Consider the following 20,056-nt stretch of genomic DNA (forward strand, 5'->3'; position numbering starts at 1 on the left):
GGGGAGGGGAAGTGCATTCCCGTAGAGCGGAGAGCCGACCATGCTCTCGCTGATCGGCCGGCGCATCCTGATCGCGATCCCGACGCTGTTCCTGGTGTCGCTCTTCGTCTTCGCCCTGCAGCGCGCGCTGCCGGGCGACCCGTTCCTCGTCATCGCCGGCGAGGAGCGTGATCCGGCGGTGATCGCGCATCTGCGCGAGGTCTACCGGATGGACGATCCGATAGTCCTGCAGTTCTTCGCCTGGCTCGGCCAGGTGGTGCAGGGCGATTTCGGCCGCTCGCTGCGCACCGGCGAGCCGGTGCTCGGGCTGATCATCCAGAAGCTCGGCGTGACCTTCCAGCTCGCGGTCGCCTCGATGCTGGTCGCGGTCGGGATCGGCCTGCCGGCCGGCATCATCGCTGCCAGGCGCAAGGACACGATGGCCGACTACACCGCCAGCGCAGTCGCGCTGTTCGGCCTGTCGGTCCCGCATTTCTGGCTCGGCATCATGCTGATCCTGGTGGTCTCGGTGCAATGGAAGCTGCTGCCGGCCTCGGGCTTCGAATCGATCTTCGTCGATCCGAAGGCGGCGATCGAGCGGCTGATCATGCCGGCCTTCGTCCTCGGCGGCGGCCTGGCCGCCTTCATCATGCGCCATACCCGCTCGGCCATGCTGGAGGTGCTGCGCTCGGACTATGTCCGCACCGCCCGCGCCAAGGGGCTGGACGAGGACACGGTGGTCAACCGGCACGCACTGCGCAACGCGCTGGTGCCGATCATCACGCTCTCGACCCTGCTCTTCGGCGAGCTGCTGGCTGGCGCGGTGCTGACCGAGCAGGTCTTCACCATCCCGGGCTTCGGCAAGCTGATCGTCGACGCCGTGTTCAACCGCGACTACGGTGTGGTGCAGGGCGTCGTGCTGTGCACGGCGATCGGCTTCATCCTGATGAACCTGCTGGCCGACGTGCTCTACGTCCTGGTCAATCCGCGCCTCAGGAGCAGTTGATGACGAGCGCGACGCTTGAGACCCCCGCCTTGCCGAGCGCGATCGATCCGGCGCCGCGGCCGCGCCGCAGCACGCTGTCGAAGCTCCTGCGCAACCGCTCGGCCCTGATCGGCGGCATCATCGTGCTCGTCTTCGTCCTGATGGCCGTGCTGGCGCCGATCCTGCCGATCGCCGACCCGCTGAAGTCGAACTTCCTCGCCATCCGCAAGCCGCCTTCCGAGCTGTACTGGCTCGGCACCGACGAGCTCGGGCGCGACCAGGTCTCGCGGCTGTTCTACGGGGCGCAGGCCTCGCTGCTGGCCGGCATCGTCTCGGTGATGATCGCGCTCGTCGTCGGCATTCCCTTCGGGCTGCTGTCCGGCTGGTACGGCGGCTGGATCGACATCGCGATCTCGCGCGTGACCGAGGCGATGCTGGCCTGCCCGTTCCTGATCCTGGCGATCGCCTTCGCGGCGATCCTCGGCCCCTCCCTGGCCAATGCGATGATCGCGATCGGCCTCTCGGCGGTGCCGATCTTCGTGCGGCTGGTGCGCGGACAGGTGATGAGCGTCAAGGCCGAGGATTTCGTCGAGGGCGCCCGCTCCGTAGGCGCCCGCGACATGCGCATCATGTTCGTGCACGTGCTGCCAAACACGCTCTCGCCGATTATCGTGCAGGCGACGCTGTTCATGGCGCAGGCCATCATCCTGGAGGCCGCGCTCTCCTTCCTTGGCCTCGGCCAGCAACCCCCATCCCCATCCTGGGGCCAGATGCTCAATGTCGCCAAAAACTTCATGGAGCAGGCCCCGTGGATGTCGGTCGCGCCCGGCATCGCCATCTTCGTGGCGGTGCTCGGCTTCAACCTCCTGGGCGACGGCCTGCGCGACGCGCTCGACCCCAAAGAATCCTGACTGCCTGAGGAACTGACTATGTTCACCACCCGCCCGGAAATCCTCGGCACCTTCGGTGTCGTCACGACGACGCATTGGCTGGCGACGGCCACCGGCATGGCCATGCTGGAGAAGGGCGGCAACGCGTTCGACGCCTGCGCCGCGGCGGCCTTCGTGCTGCAGGTCGTCGAGCCGCATCTGGTCGGCCCGGCCGGCGACATGCCGGCCGTGTTCTATTCGGCCGAGACCAAGAAGGTCGAGGTGCTCTGCGCCCAGGGCCCGGCGCCGCAGGCCGCGACCATCGAGGCCTACAAGAAGCTCGGGCTCGACCTGATCCCGGGCTCGGGCCTGCTCTCCACCGTCGTGCCCGGCGCCTTCGGCGGCTGGATGACCATGCTGCGCGATCATGGAAGGCTGCCGCTGCGCGAGGTCCTCGAACCCGCCATCGGCTATTTCGAGAACGGCCACCCGATGCTGCCGCGCGTCTCCGACACGATCGGCACCCTGACCGAGCTCTTCACCACGGAATGGCCGACCTCCGGCGCGGTCTACCTGCCCGGCGGCAACGTGCCGAAGGGCAAGGAGCTCTTCCGCAACACCGCCGCGGCCGAGACCTACAAGCGCATCCTGGCCGAGTCCGAGGCCGTCGGCGGCTCGCGCGAGACGCAGATCCAGGCGGCCTATGATGCCTGGTACAAGGGCTTCGTCGCCGAGGCGATGGACAAGTTCTGCCGCACCACCGAGGCGATGGATTCATCCGGCCGCCGCCACAAGGGCCTGCTCACCGCCGACGACATGGCGCGCTGGACGCCCACCTACGAGACGCCGGCGAGCGTGACCTACCACGATTGGGAGGTCTTCAAGATCGGCCCCTGGGGCCAGGGCCCGGTCTTCTTGCAGACGCTGAAGATCCTTGAGGGCTTCGATATCGGCGCGATGGGCCCGGCCAGCGCCGAGTTCATCCACCATGTCGCGGAGGCGATGAAGCTCGCCTTCGCCGATCGCGAGGCCTATTATGGCGATCCGGATTTCGTGAAGGTGCCGCTGGCGACGCTGCTCTCGGACGAGTACGCCACTGAGCGCCGCAAGCTGATCGGCGACACAGCCTCGCATGAGCAGCGCCCCGGCATGATCGCCGGCTTCGAAGAGCAGGTCGGTAAGATGCTGGCCACGCTCCGCATCGCCGGCCAGAGCGGCACTGGCGGCGCCACCGTCGGCGAGCCGACCCTGGCCTCGATGGTCGCCTCCTCGCGCCGCGGCGACACCGTCCATATCGACGTGATCGACAAATGGGGCAACATGGTCGCGGCGACGCCGTCGGGCGGCTGGCTGCAATCCTCGCCTGTGATCCCCGAGCTCGGCTTCCCGCTGAACTCGCGCGCCCAGGCCTTCTACCTCGACGAGGGCCTGCCCTCCTCGCTCGCGCCGTTCAAGCGCCCGCGCACCACGCTGACGCCGACCATCGCCTTCGAGAACGGCGAGCCGCGCCTCGCCTTCGGCACGCCGGGCGGCGACCAGCAGGAGCAATGGCAGCTCGGCATGTTCCTGCGCCGCGTCCATCATGGCCTCAACCTGCAGGAGGCGATCGACCTGCCGCTGTTCCACACCCAGCACTTCCCCTCGACCTTCTATCCGCGCGAGGCCCGGCCGGGCCATCTGACGGTCGAGGAGAGCGTGGGCGCCGAGGTGATCGCCGATCTCGTCAAGCGCGGCCACGCGCTCGAAGAGGCTCCGGTGTGGACGGTCGGGCGCCTGACCGCGGCCGAGAAGAGCAGCAACGGCCTCTTGCGCGCCGCGGCGACCCCGCGTCTGATGCAGGCCTACGCGATCGGCCGGTAGGAGTATTGCGCCCATGACATGGTCCATCGTCGCCCGCGATGCGGCGACCGGCGCCTTCGGCGTCGCGGTCTCGACCTGCGCTTTCGCCGTGGGGGCACGCGTCCCCTATGGCGGCGGGCGCATCGGCGCGATCGCGACCCAGGCCTTCGTCAACCCGCTCTACGGCGTCGATGGGCTGAAGCTGCTGCAGGAGGGCCGCTCGGCCGTCGAGATCATCGCGACGCTGACGGCGGCAGACGAGGGCCGGGCCCATCGCCAGCTCCACGTCATCGACCGCGACGGCAAGATCGCGGCCTATACCGGCAAGTCCTGCATCGACTGGTGCGGGGCGGTCGACGGGCCGCAGGTCTCCGTCGCCGGCAACATGCTGGCCGGGCCACAAGTCGTGCAGGAGACGCTGAAGGCCTATATCGCCGCCTCGGCGCTCGATTTCGACGAGCGGCTGCTGGTCGCGCTCGAAGCCGGCGAGAGAGCCGGCGGCGACAAGCGCGGCAGGCAATCGGCCGCGATCCGAATCTGGGCGGGCGAGCCGATGCCCTCCTTCGACATCCGCGTCGACGACCACGCCGACCCGCTCGCCGAGCTGCGCCGGATCTGGCGCATGGCGCATCAGCGCTACGTGCCGTTCCAGGCGGCATCGCCGTCGCGGGCGCGGCCTGCGGGGGTGACCGACCGCGACGAGCTGGACCGGCTCTGCAACGAGTACGCCGCAGCCTGGAACGCACGCCATCCGGAGTAGCCCATCCTATTCGGACCTTCTCCCGCCGGCTGGTTAGGCGCGCTCTGCCCGCCATGCTAATCTTCCGTGGTTCCGGCAGAACGTCCGAGGGGGCACGGTGATGGCGGAGACGATCGAAACCTTGGAGCGGCGGGTTGCGGCGCTCGAAGCGCGGATCAAGGTGCTCACGGATGCGATCTCGGTGAGCGCCGCCGGGGCGGTCACGATCAACGCGAATAGCGGCTTCACGCTGAATAGCGGCGCCTACACCATGATCACCAGCGGGACGCAGGTCGGCATCACAGCCGGCAGCGGCTTCACCCTGGACAGCGGCGCCCACACCCTGATCAACAGCGGGGCGCAATTCAGCGTCACGGCCGGCAGCAGCATCGCGATGACCTCAGGCAATACCGTGAGCGTGGCCGGCGCGCGCGAAGTCACCTTGAGCGGGCGCACCCTCAAGGCGACGGCAAGCGGCGACATCAAAGTCGCCAGCGGCGAGGACCTGGCGCTCACCAGCCGCAAGACCATGGTCATCGAGGCCGGCACCGTCGCGACCATGAAATCCGGCGACGCCTCGCTCACTCAGAAGCGGGACGGAACCGTCACCCTCCTTGGCAACGACCTCACGCTCAAGGCCAGCGGCAAGCTCACTGCGCAGGCGAATAGCGACGTCGTCCTCAAGGGCTCGAAGATCCGGCAGAACTGAGCGCGGTCGCGCTCAGGTCAGCTTGCCGCGCGCCGCCACCGGCAACTCGCCGACCAGCTTGTCGCCGCGCACCGTGATCAGCCGGTCGACCATGTTGACGACGACGCAGACATGGTTCGGGATGATGCGCACCACCTCGCCGACCTTGGGCCGGTCGTTGCTGGCGGAGAGGTCGAGGAAGCCGTGCTCCTCCGCGAATTTGGCGATCTTCGCCGCCGGATATTCGAGGATGTAGCCATGGCCTTCGAGCCCGCCGGTGTCGCTCGTCAGCGTCTTCGAGCCTGAATCGAGGATGCCGCGCTCCGGGCCGGCCCGGCTCACCACCGTGGCGTAGACGCTCAGCGCGCAATCATCGAGCGTCGCGACGCCGGCTGCGACCTGCATGCGATCGTTGAAGATCGAGGTGCCGGCGCGGTGCTCGGTCGAACCCTTGAGCTTGCCGATATTGGGGATGTTGGGCGAACCGCCGGTCGAGATCATGCCCGCCTCCAGGCCGGCATCGCGCAGGCCGGCATTGGCAGCGTCGAGGAAGCGCTGGGTGCGCTCCCAGCCATCCTCGGGCGGGTACATCAGAAAGCCGGCGAAGGTCAGGCCGGGCGAGCCAGCGATCAGCCGGGCGAGCTCGACCGCCTCAGTCGGCGTCTCGACGCCGGCGCGCTGCCGGCCGGTATCGCACTCGACCACGACTTCGAGGTTGCGCCCGGCGATCTCGGCCGCCCTGGGCAGGCCCGAAATCGTGACCGGGTTGTCGGCAGCGACGATCATGCGGACGCGGCGCTGGAGCGCCCCGAGCCGGCCGAGCTTCTCCTCGCCGAGGATGTTGTAGCTGATCAGGATGTCGTCGAGCCCGCCATCGGCCATCACCTCGGCCTCGCCGAGCTTCTGGCAGGTGATGCCGCGGGCGCCGGCCTCGCGCTGGAGCCGCGCCAGCTCGGGCGATTTATGCGTCTTGATATGCGGGCGGTTGGCGATGCCGGCGGCATCGCAGGCGGCTTGCAGCCGGGCGATGTTGGCCTCGACCTTGTCGAGGTCGATGACGACCGCGGGCGTGCCGTAGGTGCGGGCGATCTCTTCTGCGAGCGCGGTCATGGCAGGATCCTGACGATGGCTTCGATCTCGACCGTCATGTTGTTGGGCAGCGAGCCCATGCCGACGGCGGAGCGGGCATGGCGGCCATTGTCGCCGAGCACGGCGACGAAGAGGTCCGAGCAGCCGTTGATGACCTTGGGGTGGCTGGCAAAGTCCGGGGCGGCATTGACCATGCCGAGCAGCTTGACGACCTCGACCTTGTCGAGCGAGCCGGCCGCCTCCTTCATCGCCGCGAGCAGGCCGAGCCCGGTCGCCTTGGCGTGCTCATAGGCCTGCTCGACCGTGACGTCTGCGCCGACCTTGCCGGTCGGATAGCTGCCATCGGCACGGCGCGGGCCCTGGCCGGAAAGATAGACGATGTCGCCGACCTTCTTGAAGCGGACATAGTTGGCGACGGGCGTCGCGACCTCGGGCAGGCTCAGCCCAAGGTCCTTGAGCTTCTGATCGGCACTCATTCGCTTTCCCTTCTGGTCGTCTTGCTGGTCGGTCTTCCCCGGCGCTTTCGCGCGAGGCTCTAGAACTCACGGGTCATGTAGCGGGCGGCATCGTCGTAGCTGGCCAGCTTGCGATCAAGCGCCGCGTCATGCGTCTCGCGAAAGCCATGGCGCTGCCAGAAGCCGGCCGAGCGGTTGACGGCGACGAGCGCCATGCCGGCAAAGCCGGAATTCCGGGCGTGCTCGACGAGGCGGGCCACGACATCCGAGGCCGCGCCAGTGCCATGCGTATGCGGCAGCAGCGCCAGGTCGTGGATGTAGTAGGCCGCCGCATCGGCGGGGATCGCGCCGAGCAGGGCGTTCAGCGCCGGGATATCGCAAGGCCGCCAGGGATGGCTCAGCACGTAGCCGGCCGCCCCGTCCGCATCGACAAGACAAAGGCAGCCCGCCGGATAAAGCGCGAGGCGCTCGGCGAAGATCGCCTCGTCCTCGGGATAGTCCGGGTGCACCGCGACCGCGATCGCCATGACGTCCGGCAGGTTAGCCATCGTCATGGCGCGCCAGATCGCGCCGCCCTGCCCTGCCGATTGCGTCATGATGTAATCTCGCGCTTCGCTCAGCCCTTTGCCGGCGCGAACTTCTTCGAGCGCTTCGGATGCCACCACTTGCCCTTCAGCACGACGCCTTCGGAGACGATCTTCTGGTTGCCGATCAGATGCTCGCCGACCACGTCGACGTAGTCGAACTTGCCTTCCTTGACCGTGATGATGGTGGCGTCGCCGAGCGATCCGACCTTGAGCGAGCCGTATTCGGGCCGCTTCAGCGCCATGCCGGCATTCAGCGTCGAGGCGGCGATGACGTCGTTCAGCTTCACGCCCATGCAGAGGAATTTCGACATGGTGGTGACCTGGTCGAAGGCCGGGCCGTCGATGCAGAGCTTGTGCACGTCGGACGAGATCGTGTCGGGCATGAAGCCGTTGGCGAGCATGGCGCGGGTCGTCTTGAACGAGAACGAGCCCTTGCCATGGCCGATGTCGAAGAGGACGCCGCGCTTGCGGGCCGCCAGCACCTCGGGCTTCACCGTGCCCTGCACGGTGGCGGGCGAGTTCGGGAAAGGGCGGAAGGCGTGGGTGAGCACGTCGCCCGGCCGGAGCATGCCGATGACCTCCTCGTAGGACGGCGGCGGATGGTCGATATGGCACATCAGCGGCATGCCGACCTCCTCGGCCACCTGCAGCGCGATGTTGAGCGGGACAGCGCCCGAGCTGCCCGAGGCGTGCAGGCCGACGCGGACCTTGATGCCGACGATCAGGTCGCGGTTCTTGTCGGCGACCTCGACCGCGTCGATCGGGTTCATCATGCGCAGGTCGCCGCTCTCGCCGACCATGACGCGATGATCGAAGCCGTAGATGCCGGCATGCGAGACGTGGAGATAGGCGAGGATGCGCGCCTGGCTCTTCTCGATGACGTGCTTGCGGAAGCCGGCCCAGTTGCCCGGCCCGGCGCTGCCGGTGTCGACCGAGGTGGTGACGCCGGAGAGCCGGCAGAACTCGTCGGCATCGATGCCGAGCGAGGTGCCGCCCCAGTAGACATGGGTGTGCAGGTCGATCAGGCCGGGCGAGACGATATAGCCGGAGACGTCGCGGATCTCGGTGTCGGAGCCGCCCTTCAGGTCCTTGCCGAAGCCGGAGACCTTGCCGTCGGTGAAGGCGACGTCGAGCACGCCGTCATGGTTCTGCGACGGGTCGATGACCCGGCCGCCCTTCAGGATGAGATCGTGGGACATCGTGTTTCTCTCAAGGTCGCTTCGGAGCGGGAGTGATCATGGGCGCGCAAGCGGTCAAACCCAATTCTCGACACGCAGGCCGGGCATGCGGGCGAATTCGCGCATGTTGTTGGTGACCATGATTAGGCCGACGCTGCGGGCGTGAGCGCCGATCTGCATGTCGTAGGGGCCGCAGGGCGTGCCGGCCTTCTCGAGCTCGGCGCGGAGTTGTCCGTAGTGCCGCGCCGCTCCCTCATCGAAGGGCAACGTCATGATCCGGGACAGGAAAATGTCGAGCTCTTCAATATTCCGACTCCGGCGCGCGGACTTCTCCGCCCCGTACGCGAGCTCGCCGACCGTGACGCTAGAAATACAGAGGCTTCCGGCCAAAGCGCTGAACCGGTCCTGCAGCGCCGGCGAATAGGTTCTCATCACGTAAATGCAGATATTGGTATCCAGCATATGAGTGAGCGTCACAGGGGTTCCCGCTCGTCTGCCGGTGGCTGGATGCGCTCGGCCATGAAGTCTTCGCTGACCCGTGGGCCACGCTCGAACAGATCATCCCAGCGTTTCCCCTTCGGCACGATCAAGACCCCCGAACCCTGCCTGATGATCTCGACTTCGCTCACGTCCGGCGGGAACGCGACCTCCTTCGGCAAGCGCACCGCCTGGCTGCGATTGCTCATAAAAAGCTTGGAATTCGCCATCAGCGCCTCCTTGTATATCCCATTGGGATATACATAAGCCGCACGACCGAATTTCGCAACGGCAGGCTGATCACGGCGCGACCGCGCCCTTGCGCTCGACGATCAGCCCGTAGGCCTGCGGCTCGCGGTGCCTGGCGAAGTTGAAGGTCGAGTTCTTGTAGCTCTTGCCGAGGTCCATGTCGCAGAGCGCGACGATCAGCTCGTCGCCCTCGGTCACGGCCTGCGCCACCACTTCCCCGGTCGGGGCGATGATGCAGGTGCCGCCGATCTGGTCGACACCGGCCTCCAGCCCCGCCTTGGCGACGCCGACGACCCAGGTGGCGTTCTGGTAGGCGCCAGCCTGCATCACGAGCTGGTTGTGGAAGTTGCCGAGGCGGTCGTGCTGTGGGGCCGGCGGGTTGTGCTTGGGCGTGTTGTAGCCGAGCACGATCAGCTCGACATCCTGCAGGCCCATCGAGCGATAGCTCTCGGGCCAGCGCCGGTCGTTGCAGATCATCATGCCGATATTGGCATCCATGGCGCGCCAGACCGGCCAGCCGAGATTGCCGGTCTCGAAATAGCGCTTCTCCAGGTTCTGGAAGGCGTTCTCGGGCTTGTGGTCGGGATGCCCGGGCAAGTGGATCTTGCGGTATTTGCCGATGATCTTGCCGGACTTGTCGACCAGCACGGCGGTGTTGAAGCGGCGCTTACGGCCATCCTCATGGGCGAGCTCGGCATAGCCGAGATGGAAGCCGATACCGAGCTTGGCCGCCTCCTCGAAGAGCGGCGCGGTCTCGTTGGAGGGCATCGCCGTCTCGAAATAGGAGTCGATCTCGTCCTCGTCCTCCATCCACCAATGCGGGAAGAAGGCCGTCAGCGCCGCCTCGGGGAAGACGACGAGGTCGCAGCCATGGCTCTTGGCCTGGCGCATCAGCGCGATCATGCGGGCGACGGCCGAGACGCGGCTCTCGTCGCGCTGGATCGGCCCGAGCTGGGCGGCGCCCACGGTCAGGATGCGGCTCATTCGACTACAGGCTCTTGGCGATGCGGGGATCGAGCGAGTCGCGCAGGCCGTCGCCGAGCAGGTTCACGGCCAGCACGGTGATCGACAGGAAGATCGCCGGGAACAGCACGATATGCGGCCTGACCTGCCAGAGCGCCCTGCCCTCGGCCATGATGTTGCCCCAGGACGGCGTCGCCGGCGGGATGCCGGCGCCGATGAAGGACAGGATCGCCTCGACGATCATGGCGCTGGCGCAGATATAGGTCGCCTGCACCGTCATCGGCGCCATCGTGTTCGGCAGGATATGGCGGAAGATGATGCGCGGCGTACGGGCGCCGAGCGCCACCGCCGCCTCGACATAAGGCTGCTCGCGCAAGGAGAGCACGACGCCGCGGACGAGGCGGGCGACGCGCGGAATCTCCGCGATGGTGATGGCGATGATGACGTTGCCGACCGAGCCGCGGGTCAGCGCCATCAGGGCGATGGCGAGCAGGATCGGCGGGATCGACATCATGCCGTCGATGGCGCGCATGACGATGCCATCGGCCCAGCGCACGAAGCCGGCAAAGAGGCCGATCGCCAGCCCGACCACCGAAGCCAGGACGGCGACCGTGAAGCCGACGACGAGCGAAACCCGCGCCCCGTAGATGACGCGCGAATAGATGTCGCGGCCGAGCATGTCGGTGCCGAACCAGTATTGCTCGGAGGGCATGCGCGTGCGCCGCGAGGGCGCGATCGCGGTCGGGTCGACCGTCCCGAGCAGCGGCGCGAAGATGCCGATCAGGATCATGAGCAGCAGCAGGCCGCCGCCGATCGCGACAGAGGGGTGCCGGCGCAAATAACGCGTGAAGCGGCGCAGGCGGGTGGGCTGTGCGGGATCGCGGACGGCGACGAGCGCGGCCGCGGCGTTGTCGGTCTGCGTCGTCAATAGCGTATCCTCGGATCGACGAGCGTGTAGGCGAGGTCGATGAGCAGGTTCACCAGCACGTAGACGAAGCTGAACATCAGGACGACGCCCTGGATGACGGGATAGTCGCGCCGCAGGATCGCATCGACCGTCAGGCGGCCGAGGCCGGGAATGGCGAAGACGCTCTCGGTGACGACGGCGCCGCCGATCAGCAGCGCGATGCCGATGCCGATGATGGTGATGATCGGCACGGCGGCATTCTTCAGCGCATGCAGGAAGAGGATGCTGCGCTGGCCGAGGCCCTTGGAGCGGGCGGTGCGGATGTAGTCCTGCTGCAGCACCTCGAGCATGGTGGCGCGGGTGATGCGGGCGATCAGCGCGATATAGACGAAGCCGAGCGTGATCGAGGGCAGGATCAGGTTGCGCAGCCAGGGCCAGAAGCCCTGCGACAGCGGGGTGTAGCCCTGCACCGGCAGCCAATCGAGCTTGAGCGCGAAGGTGTAGGCGAGCAGGTAGCCGACGACGAAGACCGGCACGGAGAAGCCGAGCACGGCGAAGGCCATCGCGACCTTGTCGATCCAGGTCCCGGCCTTCCAGGCGGCGATGACGCCCATCGGCACCGCGATGACGACGGCGAAGATCAGCGTCAGCACCATCAGCGAGACGGTCGGCTCGATGCGCTGCGCGATGAGCTGCGTCACCGGCAGCGAGGTGAAGATCGAGGTGCCGAGATCGCCCTGCAGCACCCGGAACAGCCATTCGCCGAAGCGGATGAGATAGGGCCGGTCGAGCCCGAGGCTCGCCCGGATCCGCTCGACATCGGCCGGCGACGCCTGGTCGCCGGCGATGACGGCGGCCGGATCGCCCGGCGCGATATAAAGTAGCGAGAAGACGAACAGCGCCACGAAGGCCATCACAGGGATGGTCGTGATGATGCGTTTGACGATAAAAGCCAGCATTGCGGCGCCTTCGCTAGTTCAGAGACCGTTTGAGACTTCGCCGCATGGCCGCGCCAGGCGGCCATGCCAGCAGAAGTACACGCGGTCCCTCACGCCTTGGACACGCCCCAGGAGAATGGCAGCGGGCCGCTGACCACGCCGGTGACGTTCTTCCGCCAGGCCTGGTAGCCGAGGTAGAAGCCGGTCGGCACGTAGACGACGTTCTCGACCGCGGCCTTGTTGAGGCGATCGATCGCGCCCTTCTCCTCGGCCGCATCCTTGGCGTTGAACCAGTTGGTGACCTCGGCCTCGACCGCCGGCACGTCCGGCCAGCCGAACCAGGCCTTGTCGCCATTGGCGCGGATCGCGGTGTAGGAGGCCGGGTTGATGCAGTCGGCGCCGGCGTGCCAGGTGTGGAACATGCTCCAGCCACCCTGGCCGGGCGGCGTCTTCTGGGCACGGCGAGAACCGACCGTGCCCCAGTCGGTGGCGACGAAGTCGACGTTCATGCCGATGCTCTTCAGCAGCTCGGCCGTGACGTCGCCCATCGACTTGGTCGCGGACATGTCCTGCGCGACGACGCAGACCACCGGCTCGCCCTTGTAGCCGGACTCGGCCAGCAGCTTCTTGGCGGCGGCGACGTTCTTCTGCTTCATCATCTCGCCGCCGACCTCGGTATAGCCGGGGGTGCCGGGGGTGAAGAAGCCCGGCAGCGGCTTCCAGAGCTTGTCGTCGTCGCCGACGATGGAGCGCATGTAGTCTTCCTGGTTCAGCGCGGTCATCACCGCCTGGCGCACCTTCAGGTTGTTGAAGGGCGCGAAGAGGTGGTTCATCCGGAAGGCGCCGATATTGCCGAGCGGATCCCCGATATCGACGTTGATGTCCTTATGCGCCTTGAGCACCGGCACGAGGTCGGCGAGCGGGGTCTCCCACCAGTCGACTTCGCCGTTCTGCAGCGCGGCGGCGGCGGTCGCCGGATCGGGCATGATCACCCATTCGATGCGGTCGACCAGCATCTTCTTGCCACCGGCGAGCCAGGAGGCCGGCTCGTTGCGCGGCACGTAGTCGGCGAACTTCTCGAACACGGCCTTGGCGCCGGGCACCCACTCGCTGCGGGCGAACTTCATCGGGCCGGAGCCGATATACTCCGTGATCTGCGTGAACGGGTCGGTCTTGGCGATGCGCTCCGGCATGATGAAGGAGCAGGGAGCGTTGTTCTTGGCGAGCGCCAGCAGCATCTTCGGATAGGGCTGCTTCAGCGACCATTTCCAGGTGCGGTCGTCGACCGCGACGATCTCGTTCTGGATGCCGCGGATCATCAGGCCCATCGGGTCGCGGGCCGACCAGCGGATCAGGCTCTGGACCACGTCCTTGGCAAGGACCGGCGTGCCGTCATGGAACTTGAGGCCGGGGCGGAGCTTGAAGGTCCAGGTCAGGCCGTCGGAGGAGACCTCCTCGCCCTCGACCATCTGGCGCTGCGGTTGGAACTTCTCGTCGATGCCGTAGAGCGTGTCCCAGACCAGGGCCGCGGCGTTGCGCACGACATATTGCGTGCCCCAGATCGGGTCGAAATTGGCGAGGTTGGCCTGCGGCACGAAGCGCAGGGTCTTGGCCGCCGCGCCTTGCGACAGGGCCGGCATCGCGATCCCGCCGGAGGCAGCGAGCGTGCCGACGCCGGCGGCGGATTTCAGAAACGTCCTGCGGTCCATCACTCACTCCCCTGAAGCGGCAACCTCTGAACGGGCGACCTTGGGAGGGAGTGTGTGGGAGAAAAATCTCCGTGACAACACGCCTGACCGGCCGGGTTCCGTGGCGGCCGAGCTTGCAGAGTTCGTGCCAGACGGAACTGTTGGCATGCCGACAACACTCTTTGCCGGCATTGGGGCAAGGCGAGCAGGAAAATTGCGTAGGAGGCACCTAAATCGATTTGATCGGCGCATCGACCCGGGCGAACGGCCTGAAAGCCTCCAGCGCAGCCGCGGCGCGCAGCACGAGCGCATCCTCTCCGAAGGCTCCGACAATCTGCAGCCCGGCCGGCAGGCCGCCGCTCGTCAGGCCGCATGGCAGCGAGATCGCCGGCTGCTGCGTGATGTTGAACGGGTAGGTGAAGGGCGTCCAGCGCGTCCAGTCTTCGCCATAGCCACCATGGCCCGGCGTGTTGCGGCCGACCTCGAAGGCCGGCAGCGGCAGGGTCGGCGTCAGCAGCAAGTCGAACCGTGCATGAAATTGCGCCATGTGGTGAGCAAGCGCGTTGCGCTGGTTCAGGAGGGCTTCGACATAAGTCGAACCCGCAACCCGCTCGCCGGCCTCGGCCACCGCGACGAGGCCGGGATCCATCTGCGCGCGGCCGTCAGGGCCGATGCTGCGTAGGGCAAGGGCCGCGCCGGCCGACCAGAGCACCATCAGCGTCTCCAGCGGGTCGGCGAAGCCGGGATCGACCTCCTCGACGCTGGCGCCGAGCTCGCGGAAGGCCAGGGCCGCCTCGCGGGTCAAGCGGGCGATATCGGCATCGACCGGGACATCGCCACCGAGCTTCGCCGAGTAGGCGATACGCAGGCCCTTCACGCCGCCGCTGAGCGCCGCGACGTAGTCGATCGGATCGGCGATGATCGCCGTCATGTCGCGCTCGTCGGGCCGGGCGATGGCGTTCATCGCCAGCGCCGTGTCGGCCACGGTGCGGGTCAGCGGGCCGAGATGGGCGAGGAAGCCCATGGTCGAGACCGGATAGGCCGGGACGCGGCCATAGGTGGGCTTGAGCCCGACCACGCCGGTGAAGGCGGCTGGGATGCGGACCGAGCCGGCGCCATCGGTGCCGAGATGGATGCAGCCGAGATTGAGCGCGGCGCAGGAGGCGGCACCGGCCGAGGAGCCGCCGGGGCCGGTCGTGGTGTTCCAGGGGTTGCGGGTGATGCCCGACAGCGGCGAATCGCCGACGCCCTTCCAGCCATATTCCGGCATGGTGGTCTTGCCGAGGAAGACGGTTCCGGCCTCGCGCAGTCGGGCCGTCGCGGGCGCGTCTTCCGGCCAGGGCGCGTCGGAGGCCAGGGCCGAGCCGCGCTTCATCGGCCAGCCGGCGACGCCGATATTGTCCTTGATCGTCACCGGCACGCCGTCGAGCGGGCCGAGCGCCTCCCCTTTCAGCCAGCGCGCCTGCGAGGCCTCGGCCATGGCGAGCGTCGCCGCCCCGTCGCGGACGACGAAGGCGTTGATCTCAGGCTCGAAGCGCTCGATGCGGGCGAGCGCGTCCTTGGCGACTTCGACGGGCGAAAGCTCTTTCGCGGCGTAGAGCGGGCCGAGTTCGGCGGCGGAGAGGGAGGCGATCGAGGTCATGGGCGGGTCCGTGGTCAGGCGTTGGCGGCGCGCCAGGCGGCGCTGAGCAGGACGTTGGCGCCCTTCACCATGTCCTCGTCGGTGCTGAACTCGGCCGGGTTATGCGAGAGCCCGCCGATCGAGGGGATGAAGACCATCGCGGTCGGGCACAGCCGCGACATCATCTGGGCGTCATGGCCGGCGCCCGAGATCATCCGGCGAATGGGAAGGCCGAGCTCGGCGGCGCTCGCCTCCATGCCGGCGATCAGCTCCTCGGCGAACGGCGTCGCCGGGAACCGGGCAAGGTCGCGGAAGCTGATCTCGATGCCGTCGCGCTCGGAGAGCTCCGCGCAGAACTTGCGGACAGCGGCTTCCGTCTCGGCCAGCGGCGCGTCGTTGGGATTGCGCAGGTCGAGCGACATCACCACGCGCTCGGGCACGACGTTGACGTTGCCGGGCTCGACCCGGATCACGCCGGAATTGGCGAGCTGGCCGGAAATGGTCTTGGTCAGCTCGTTGGCGAAGATATTGATGCGCGCGGCGGCGAGGCCAGGGTCCTTGCGATAGGCCATCGGCGTGGTGCCGGCATGGCTGGGGCGGCCCCTCAGCGTCAGCTCGAGCCAGCAGATCGCCTGGATGCCGGTGACGGCGCCAAGCCCGCCGCCGTCGCCCTCGAGCACCGGCCCCTGCTCGATATGGAGTTCGAGATAGGCATGAGCCTTGAGGAAGCCGGGCTGCTCCGGGCCGTGATAGCCGATGCGGTTCAGCTCGGCGCCAAGCACGACGCCCTCCGAATCCTTCTCGGCATGGGCCGCCTCGACGCTCATGCCACCGGCCCAGACATAAGAGCCGAGCATGTCGGGGTGAAAGCGGGCGCCCTCCTCGTTGGTGAAGGCGATCACCGCCATGTCGCGCTTGGGGGTTAAGCCCGCGTCGCGCAGGGCGGCCAGCACCTCGACGCCGGCGATGACGCCGAGTGCGCCGTCGAAGCGCCCGCCGGTGCCGACCGTGTCGATATGCGAGCCGAGGATGACGGCCGGCCCCTGCTGCTGGCCTTTGAGGATGCCGACGATGTTGCCGATGGCGTCGACCTTCACGTCAAGCCCGAGCGCCTGCATCTGACTGAGAAGCCAGTCGCGGCCCTGCTTGTCCTCATCGGTGAGCGCGAGGCGGCGGCAACCGCCCTCTGGCGTCGCGCCGATCCTCGACAGCGCCTCAAGCCGGGAGACCAGCCTCGCGCCGTCGATCCGCAGGTTCGTGCTCATTGCTCGGGCCTCCCGTCAGGCATAGGCAGCGCCAAAGCACGAACGATGCCGTCCGCTCAGCCGGCAAGCAAGACCGGCTTGCGCTTCTCGACCCAGCCGGTCGCGTCCTCATAGGCCTGCCCGAGTTCGAGCAGCAGGCGCTCGGATTGGTTCGGCCCCCAGAGCTGCATGCCCATCGGCAGGCCGGCATCGCTGAACCCGACCGGGACGTTCAGCGCCGGACAACCCGACATCGTCACCGGAATCACCACCTCCATCCAGCGATGATAGGTGTCCATGGCGCGCCCAGTGATCTCCTTGGGCCAATGCGTCTCGACCGCGAAGGGAAAGACCTGCGCGCTCGGCAGCACCAGCACGTCGAAGCGCTGGAACAGGCCAAGCACATGCTGGTACCAGGCCGAGCGCAGGTTCGAGGCTTTCATGACGTCGAAGGCCGAGAGCTTCAGCCCCTGCTCGACCTCCCAACGCGCCTCGGGCTTGAGATGGTCGCGTCGCGTCGGGTCCTCGTAGATCGGCGCAAGGTTGGCGCCGACCTGCCAGGCGCGCAGCTTCAGCCAGGCCTGCCAGACCAGCTCCGGATCGAAGCCGAGCGCGACCTCCTCGACCGAGGCGCCCATACCCTCGAAAGCCGCCAGCGCGGTGCGGCAGAGCGGCAGGATGCCGTCCTCGATCGGCAGATGGCCACCGAGATCGCCCAGCCAGCCGATGCGCAGGCCGGTGATGTCTCGGTTCAGGCTGCCGAGGAAGCCGGCCGGCTCCTCGCGCAGCGAGAGCGGCACGCGCGGATCGTAGCCGGACTGGACCGCGAGCAGCGCCGCGAGATCGCGGGTCTTGCGCGCCATCGGCCCGGCGACGCCGAGCTGCGGGATGAAGACCTCCTCGGTGCCGGAGGGCACGCGGCCATAGGCCGGGCGCAGGCCGAGCACATTGTTGAAGGCGGCGGGGTTGCGCAGCGAGCCGGCATGGTCGGAGCCATCGGCGACCGGCAGCATGCGCAACGCGAGCGCCACGGCCGCGCCACCGCTGGAGCCGCCGGAGGTGCGCGACTGGTCGTAGGCGTTGCGCGTCGGCCCATAGACCGGGTTGAAGGTCTGCGAGCCCAGGCCGAATTCCGGCGTGTTGCTCTTGCCGACGATGATCGCGCCGGCCGCCTTCATGCGCGCGACGAAGATGGCATCGGCCTCGGCGATCGTGTCCTTGAACAGCGGCGAACCCTGCGTGGTCGCAAAACCCTTGGCGGCGGCGAGATCCTTGATCGCCTGCGGGAAGCCGTGCATCCAGCCGCGCGAGCGCCCGGCATCGAGCTCGGCGTCGAGCGCAGCCGCCTCCTTCAGCAGGTCTGAGCGCTCGCGCAGGGCGACCAGCGCGTTGACGATGGGGTTGAGCCTATCGATCTGGTCGAGATATGCCGCCATCACCTCGGCGCAGGAGAGCTTGCGGGCGTGAATCGCGTTGGACAGAGCTGTTGCGTCCAGGGCGACGATATCGCCCTTGGCTGCGCTCGCACCGGAATCTGACATCGTCGGCCTATCCTGTCTTGGTCGCTCGTTCCGGCCGTTCTTCCGGCCGGCCGTTTTGGGCCACGCGATGATGGCCGCGCCACAGGGCGGCCGGTAGCACAGTTCGCGCAGGGAAACGGCGGCGAAAACGCCTAGCGGCATATCCTTGCGGCAACCTTGCGCCGGCCGTTGATGTCCGCGATCAAGAAAACTGAACTGCACTTTTCGTAGGCATGGTCTAGAAGCGACCTCCCATGTCCAACCCTGCCATGTCCGATATCGCCCTCGCCGCCCGACCGGCGCAGCCCTGGCTCGCCGAAGCCAAGGCCATGCTCGCCCTGAGCTGGCCGATGGTGCTGACCAATGTCGCGCAGACGGCGATGACCGCGACCGACGTGGTGATGATGGGCCATCTCGGGCCGGATGCGCTGGCGGCCGGCGCGCTCGGTGCCAATCTCTACATGGCGGTGCTGGTCTTCGGCATCGGCGTGATGGGCGCGGTGGCGCCGATGCTCTCGATCGAGCTCGGGAGCAACCGCCATGCCGTGCGCGAGGTCCGGCGCACCGTGCGCCAGGGCTTCTGGGCCGCGCTGACGCTGGTCGGCCCGATGTGGCTCCTGCTCTGGCAGGCGGAGGCGTTCCTGCTCCTGATGCGACAGGACCCGGCGCTCTCGCGGGCCGCCGCGAGCTATGTCCACACCCTGCAATGGAGCCTGCTTCCGTTCTTCTGCTACCTCGTGCTGCGCGGCTTCCTGGCGGCGCTGCAACGGCCGTTCTGGGCGCTGGTCGTGGTGCTGCTGGCGGTCGCGTTCAACGTCTTCGCGAACTGGTTGCTGATGTTCGGGCGGCTCGGTTTTCCGGCGCTCGGCCTGCCCGGTTCGGGCATCGCCACCAGCCTGTCCTCGACGCTGATGTTCCTGGGGCTGGTCCTGCTCGTCGTCCTGGACCGGCGTTTCCGGCGCTTCCGCCTGTTCGGCCGGTTCTGGGTGCCCGACTGGCCGCGCTATCGCGCCTTCTGGCGGCTCGGCCTGCCGATCGGCGTGGCCGTCGCCTTCGAGGTGCTGATCTTCAGCGGCGCGGCCTTCCTGATGGGGCTGATCGGCACGACCTCGCTGGCAGCGCATGCGATCGCGATCCAGATCGCCTCGCTGACCTTCATGGTGCCGCTCGGCATCGGCCAGGCCGGGACGGTGCGAGTCGGCCGCGCCTTCGGGTCGGGCGACCGCGAGGGCATTGCCCGCGCCGGAGCGACGGCCCTGTTCCTCTCGACCGTCTTCATGGCGCTGATGGCGCTGGTCATGCTGGTTGCGCCGCAACTGCTCATCGGCCCGTTCCTCGATGCGGAGAAGCCGGGTGCCGAGGCCGTGGCGGAACTCGCGACGCGTTTCCTGGTGTTTGCCGCGATCTTCCAGATCGTCGACGGCGCCCAGGTGATCGGCGCCAGCATCCTGCGCGGGCTGGGCGATACCCGCGTGCCGATGATCCTCGCCGGCATCGGCTATTGGGGCCTCGGCCTGCCGCTCTCGGCCGCGCTCGGCTTCTGGACGCCGCTCGCCGGCAGCGGCATCTGGATCGGGCTTGCGATCGGGCTTGCGGTGGTGGCGGTCCTGATGCTCTGGCGCTGGGCGCTGCGCGAGCGGCTTGGGTTGGTGGCATCGGCCTGACGCAAAAGGCGCGGGGAACCCTCTCCTTACAGGAGAGGGTTCCCCGCGCCTGTCCTGCCAGGTTCAGAACTCTTCCCACCCGGCATCATGGCTGCCCGCATTGGCGACCTTCTTGGCTGGCTGGCGCGGCGGGACCGCCTTCGACTGGGTGAAGGCCGCTTCCGCAAGCTGGCGCAGCGCCGCCGGCGTCTTGGCGTTGGTGACGATCCGCGGCCGGGCGATCGGCGCTTGTGCCTCGTTTTCCTGCCCTGTCTTGAACGCTGCGACGAGGGTGTTGAGCTCGCCGATGCGGCCGGAGAGGGAGGCTGCGGAGGCGGCCGACTGCTCGGCGAGGGCGGCGTTCTGCTGGGTCATCTCGTCGAGATGGGCGACGGCCT

Annotated in this window: 19 protein-coding genes and 1 pseudogene; 6 read left to right on the plus strand and 14 right to left on the minus strand. The window is 67.8% G+C overall.

Annotated features, from left to right (window positions below):
• Positions 1 to 40 precede the first annotated feature (40 nt).
• The 5 genes from DWF00_RS06895 to DWF00_RS06915 all read left to right on the plus strand — a co-directional run bounded on the left by DWF00_RS06895 (position 41) and on the right by DWF00_RS06915 (position 5,120).
• Positions 41 to 985 (plus strand): ABC transporter permease, encoded by a 945-nt coding sequence (locus DWF00_RS06895; RefSeq protein WP_114830687.1) that lies wholly within the window; start codon positions 41 to 43, stop codon positions 983 to 985.
• Positions 985 to 1,875 carry an ABC transporter permease gene (locus tag DWF00_RS06900; protein WP_114830688.1) on the plus strand — a complete coding sequence of 297 codons (891 nt, stop codon included), beginning with the start codon at positions 985 to 987 and terminating at the stop codon, positions 1,873 to 1,875. The genes DWF00_RS06895 and DWF00_RS06900 overlap by 1 nt, the downstream gene beginning before the upstream one ends.
• Positions 1,876 to 1,887: 12 nt before the next feature.
• Complete coding sequence (locus tag DWF00_RS06905) at positions 1,888 to 3,693, plus strand: gamma-glutamyltransferase family protein (protein ID WP_210207908.1); 1,806 nt, start codon at positions 1,888 to 1,890, stop codon at positions 3,691 to 3,693.
• Between the two features lie 13 nt (positions 3,694 to 3,706).
• Positions 3,707 to 4,432 carry a DUF1028 domain-containing protein gene (locus DWF00_RS06910; RefSeq protein WP_114830690.1) on the plus strand — a complete coding sequence of 242 codons (726 nt, stop codon included), beginning with the start codon at positions 3,707 to 3,709 and terminating at the stop codon, positions 4,430 to 4,432.
• Between the two features lie 100 nt (positions 4,433 to 4,532).
• Positions 4,533 to 5,120, plus strand: coding sequence for a hypothetical protein (locus DWF00_RS06915; protein WP_114830691.1), 588 nt, complete (start codon positions 4,533 to 4,535; stop codon positions 5,118 to 5,120).
• Positions 5,121 to 5,132: 12 nt separating this feature from the next.
• Here DWF00_RS06915 and DWF00_RS06920 read toward each other — a convergent pair whose 3' ends face one another.
• The 13 genes from DWF00_RS06920 to DWF00_RS06980 form a co-directional block, all read right to left on the minus strand.
• Positions 5,133 to 6,209 carry a D-TA family PLP-dependent enzyme gene (locus DWF00_RS06920; RefSeq protein WP_114830692.1) on the minus strand — a complete coding sequence of 359 codons (1,077 nt, stop codon included), beginning with the start codon at positions 6,207 to 6,209 and terminating at the stop codon, positions 5,133 to 5,135.
• Complete coding sequence (locus DWF00_RS06925; protein ID WP_114830693.1) at positions 6,206 to 6,664, minus strand: RidA family protein; 459 nt, start codon at positions 6,662 to 6,664, stop codon at positions 6,206 to 6,208. Before DWF00_RS06925 ends, DWF00_RS06920 begins: the two co-directional genes overlap by 4 nt.
• A 59-nt stretch (positions 6,665 to 6,723) precedes the next feature.
• Positions 6,724 to 7,239 carry a GNAT family N-acetyltransferase gene (locus tag DWF00_RS06930; RefSeq protein ID WP_114830694.1) on the minus strand — a complete coding sequence of 172 codons (516 nt, stop codon included), beginning with the start codon at positions 7,237 to 7,239 and terminating at the stop codon, positions 6,724 to 6,726.
• A gap of 20 nt (positions 7,240 to 7,259) precedes the next feature.
• The gene (locus DWF00_RS06935) at positions 7,260 to 8,429 is read right to left on the minus strand and encodes an amidohydrolase/deacetylase family metallohydrolase (RefSeq protein ID WP_114830695.1); all 1,170 of its coding nucleotides are present in this window, start codon (positions 8,427 to 8,429) and stop codon (positions 7,260 to 7,262) included.
• A gap of 54 nt (positions 8,430 to 8,483) precedes the next feature.
• Complete coding sequence (vapC, locus tag DWF00_RS06940; RefSeq protein WP_114830696.1) at positions 8,484 to 8,870, minus strand: type II toxin-antitoxin system tRNA(fMet)-specific endonuclease VapC; 387 nt, start codon at positions 8,868 to 8,870, stop codon at positions 8,484 to 8,486.
• Positions 8,871 to 8,881: 11 nt separating this feature from the next.
• The gene (vapB, locus tag DWF00_RS06945) at positions 8,882 to 9,115 is read right to left on the minus strand and encodes a type II toxin-antitoxin system VapB family antitoxin (protein ID WP_114830697.1); all 234 of its coding nucleotides are present in this window, start codon (positions 9,113 to 9,115) and stop codon (positions 8,882 to 8,884) included.
• A gap of 70 nt (positions 9,116 to 9,185) precedes the next feature.
• Complete coding sequence (locus tag DWF00_RS06950; RefSeq protein ID WP_114830698.1) at positions 9,186 to 10,118, minus strand: N-carbamoyl-D-amino-acid hydrolase; 933 nt, start codon at positions 10,116 to 10,118, stop codon at positions 9,186 to 9,188.
• 4 nt (positions 10,119 to 10,122) lie between these two features.
• Positions 10,123 to 11,025, minus strand: coding sequence for an ABC transporter permease (locus tag DWF00_RS06955; RefSeq protein ID WP_114830699.1), 903 nt, complete (start codon positions 11,023 to 11,025; stop codon positions 10,123 to 10,125).
• Entirely contained in the window at positions 11,022 to 11,963 is a 942-nt protein-coding gene (locus DWF00_RS06960; protein ID WP_114830700.1) for an ABC transporter permease, read from the minus strand. Before DWF00_RS06960 ends, DWF00_RS06955 begins: the two co-directional genes overlap by 4 nt.
• An 89-nt stretch (positions 11,964 to 12,052) precedes the next feature.
• Entirely contained in the window at positions 12,053 to 13,651 is a 1,599-nt protein-coding gene (locus DWF00_RS06965) for an ABC transporter substrate-binding protein (protein WP_114830701.1), read from the minus strand.
• Between the two features lie 208 nt (positions 13,652 to 13,859).
• Positions 13,860 to 15,272 (minus strand): amidase, encoded by a 1,413-nt coding sequence (locus DWF00_RS06970; protein ID WP_114830702.1) that lies wholly within the window; start codon positions 15,270 to 15,272, stop codon positions 13,860 to 13,862.
• Positions 15,273 to 15,286: 14 nt separating this feature from the next.
• On the minus strand, positions 15,287 to 16,516 hold the full coding sequence (locus DWF00_RS06975; protein ID WP_114830703.1) for a M20 family metallo-hydrolase: 1,230 nt from the start codon (positions 16,514 to 16,516) through the stop codon (positions 15,287 to 15,289).
• A 56-nt stretch (positions 16,517 to 16,572) separates the two neighbouring features.
• Positions 16,573 to 18,036: an amidase gene (locus DWF00_RS06980; RefSeq protein WP_114830704.1), complete on the minus strand. Its 1,464-nt coding sequence runs from the start codon at positions 18,034 to 18,036 to the stop codon at positions 16,573 to 16,575.
• 248 nt (positions 18,037 to 18,284) lie between these two features.
• Between DWF00_RS06980 and DWF00_RS06985 the strand changes: the two genes are divergently transcribed.
• The gene (locus DWF00_RS06985) at positions 18,285 to 19,679 is read left to right on the plus strand and encodes an MATE family efflux transporter (protein WP_245973779.1); all 1,395 of its coding nucleotides are present in this window, start codon (positions 18,285 to 18,287) and stop codon (positions 19,677 to 19,679) included.
• A 63-nt stretch (positions 19,680 to 19,742) separates the two neighbouring features.
• On the opposite strand, the pseudogene DWF00_RS29350 reads toward DWF00_RS06985, so the two are convergent.
• Positions 19,743 to 20,056, minus strand: a pseudogene (locus tag DWF00_RS29350) (hypothetical protein); the annotation flags it as partial.

Source organism: Allobosea caraganae, assembly GCF_003351345.1.
GTDB lineage: Bacteria > Pseudomonadota > Alphaproteobacteria > Rhizobiales > Beijerinckiaceae > Allobosea > Allobosea caraganae.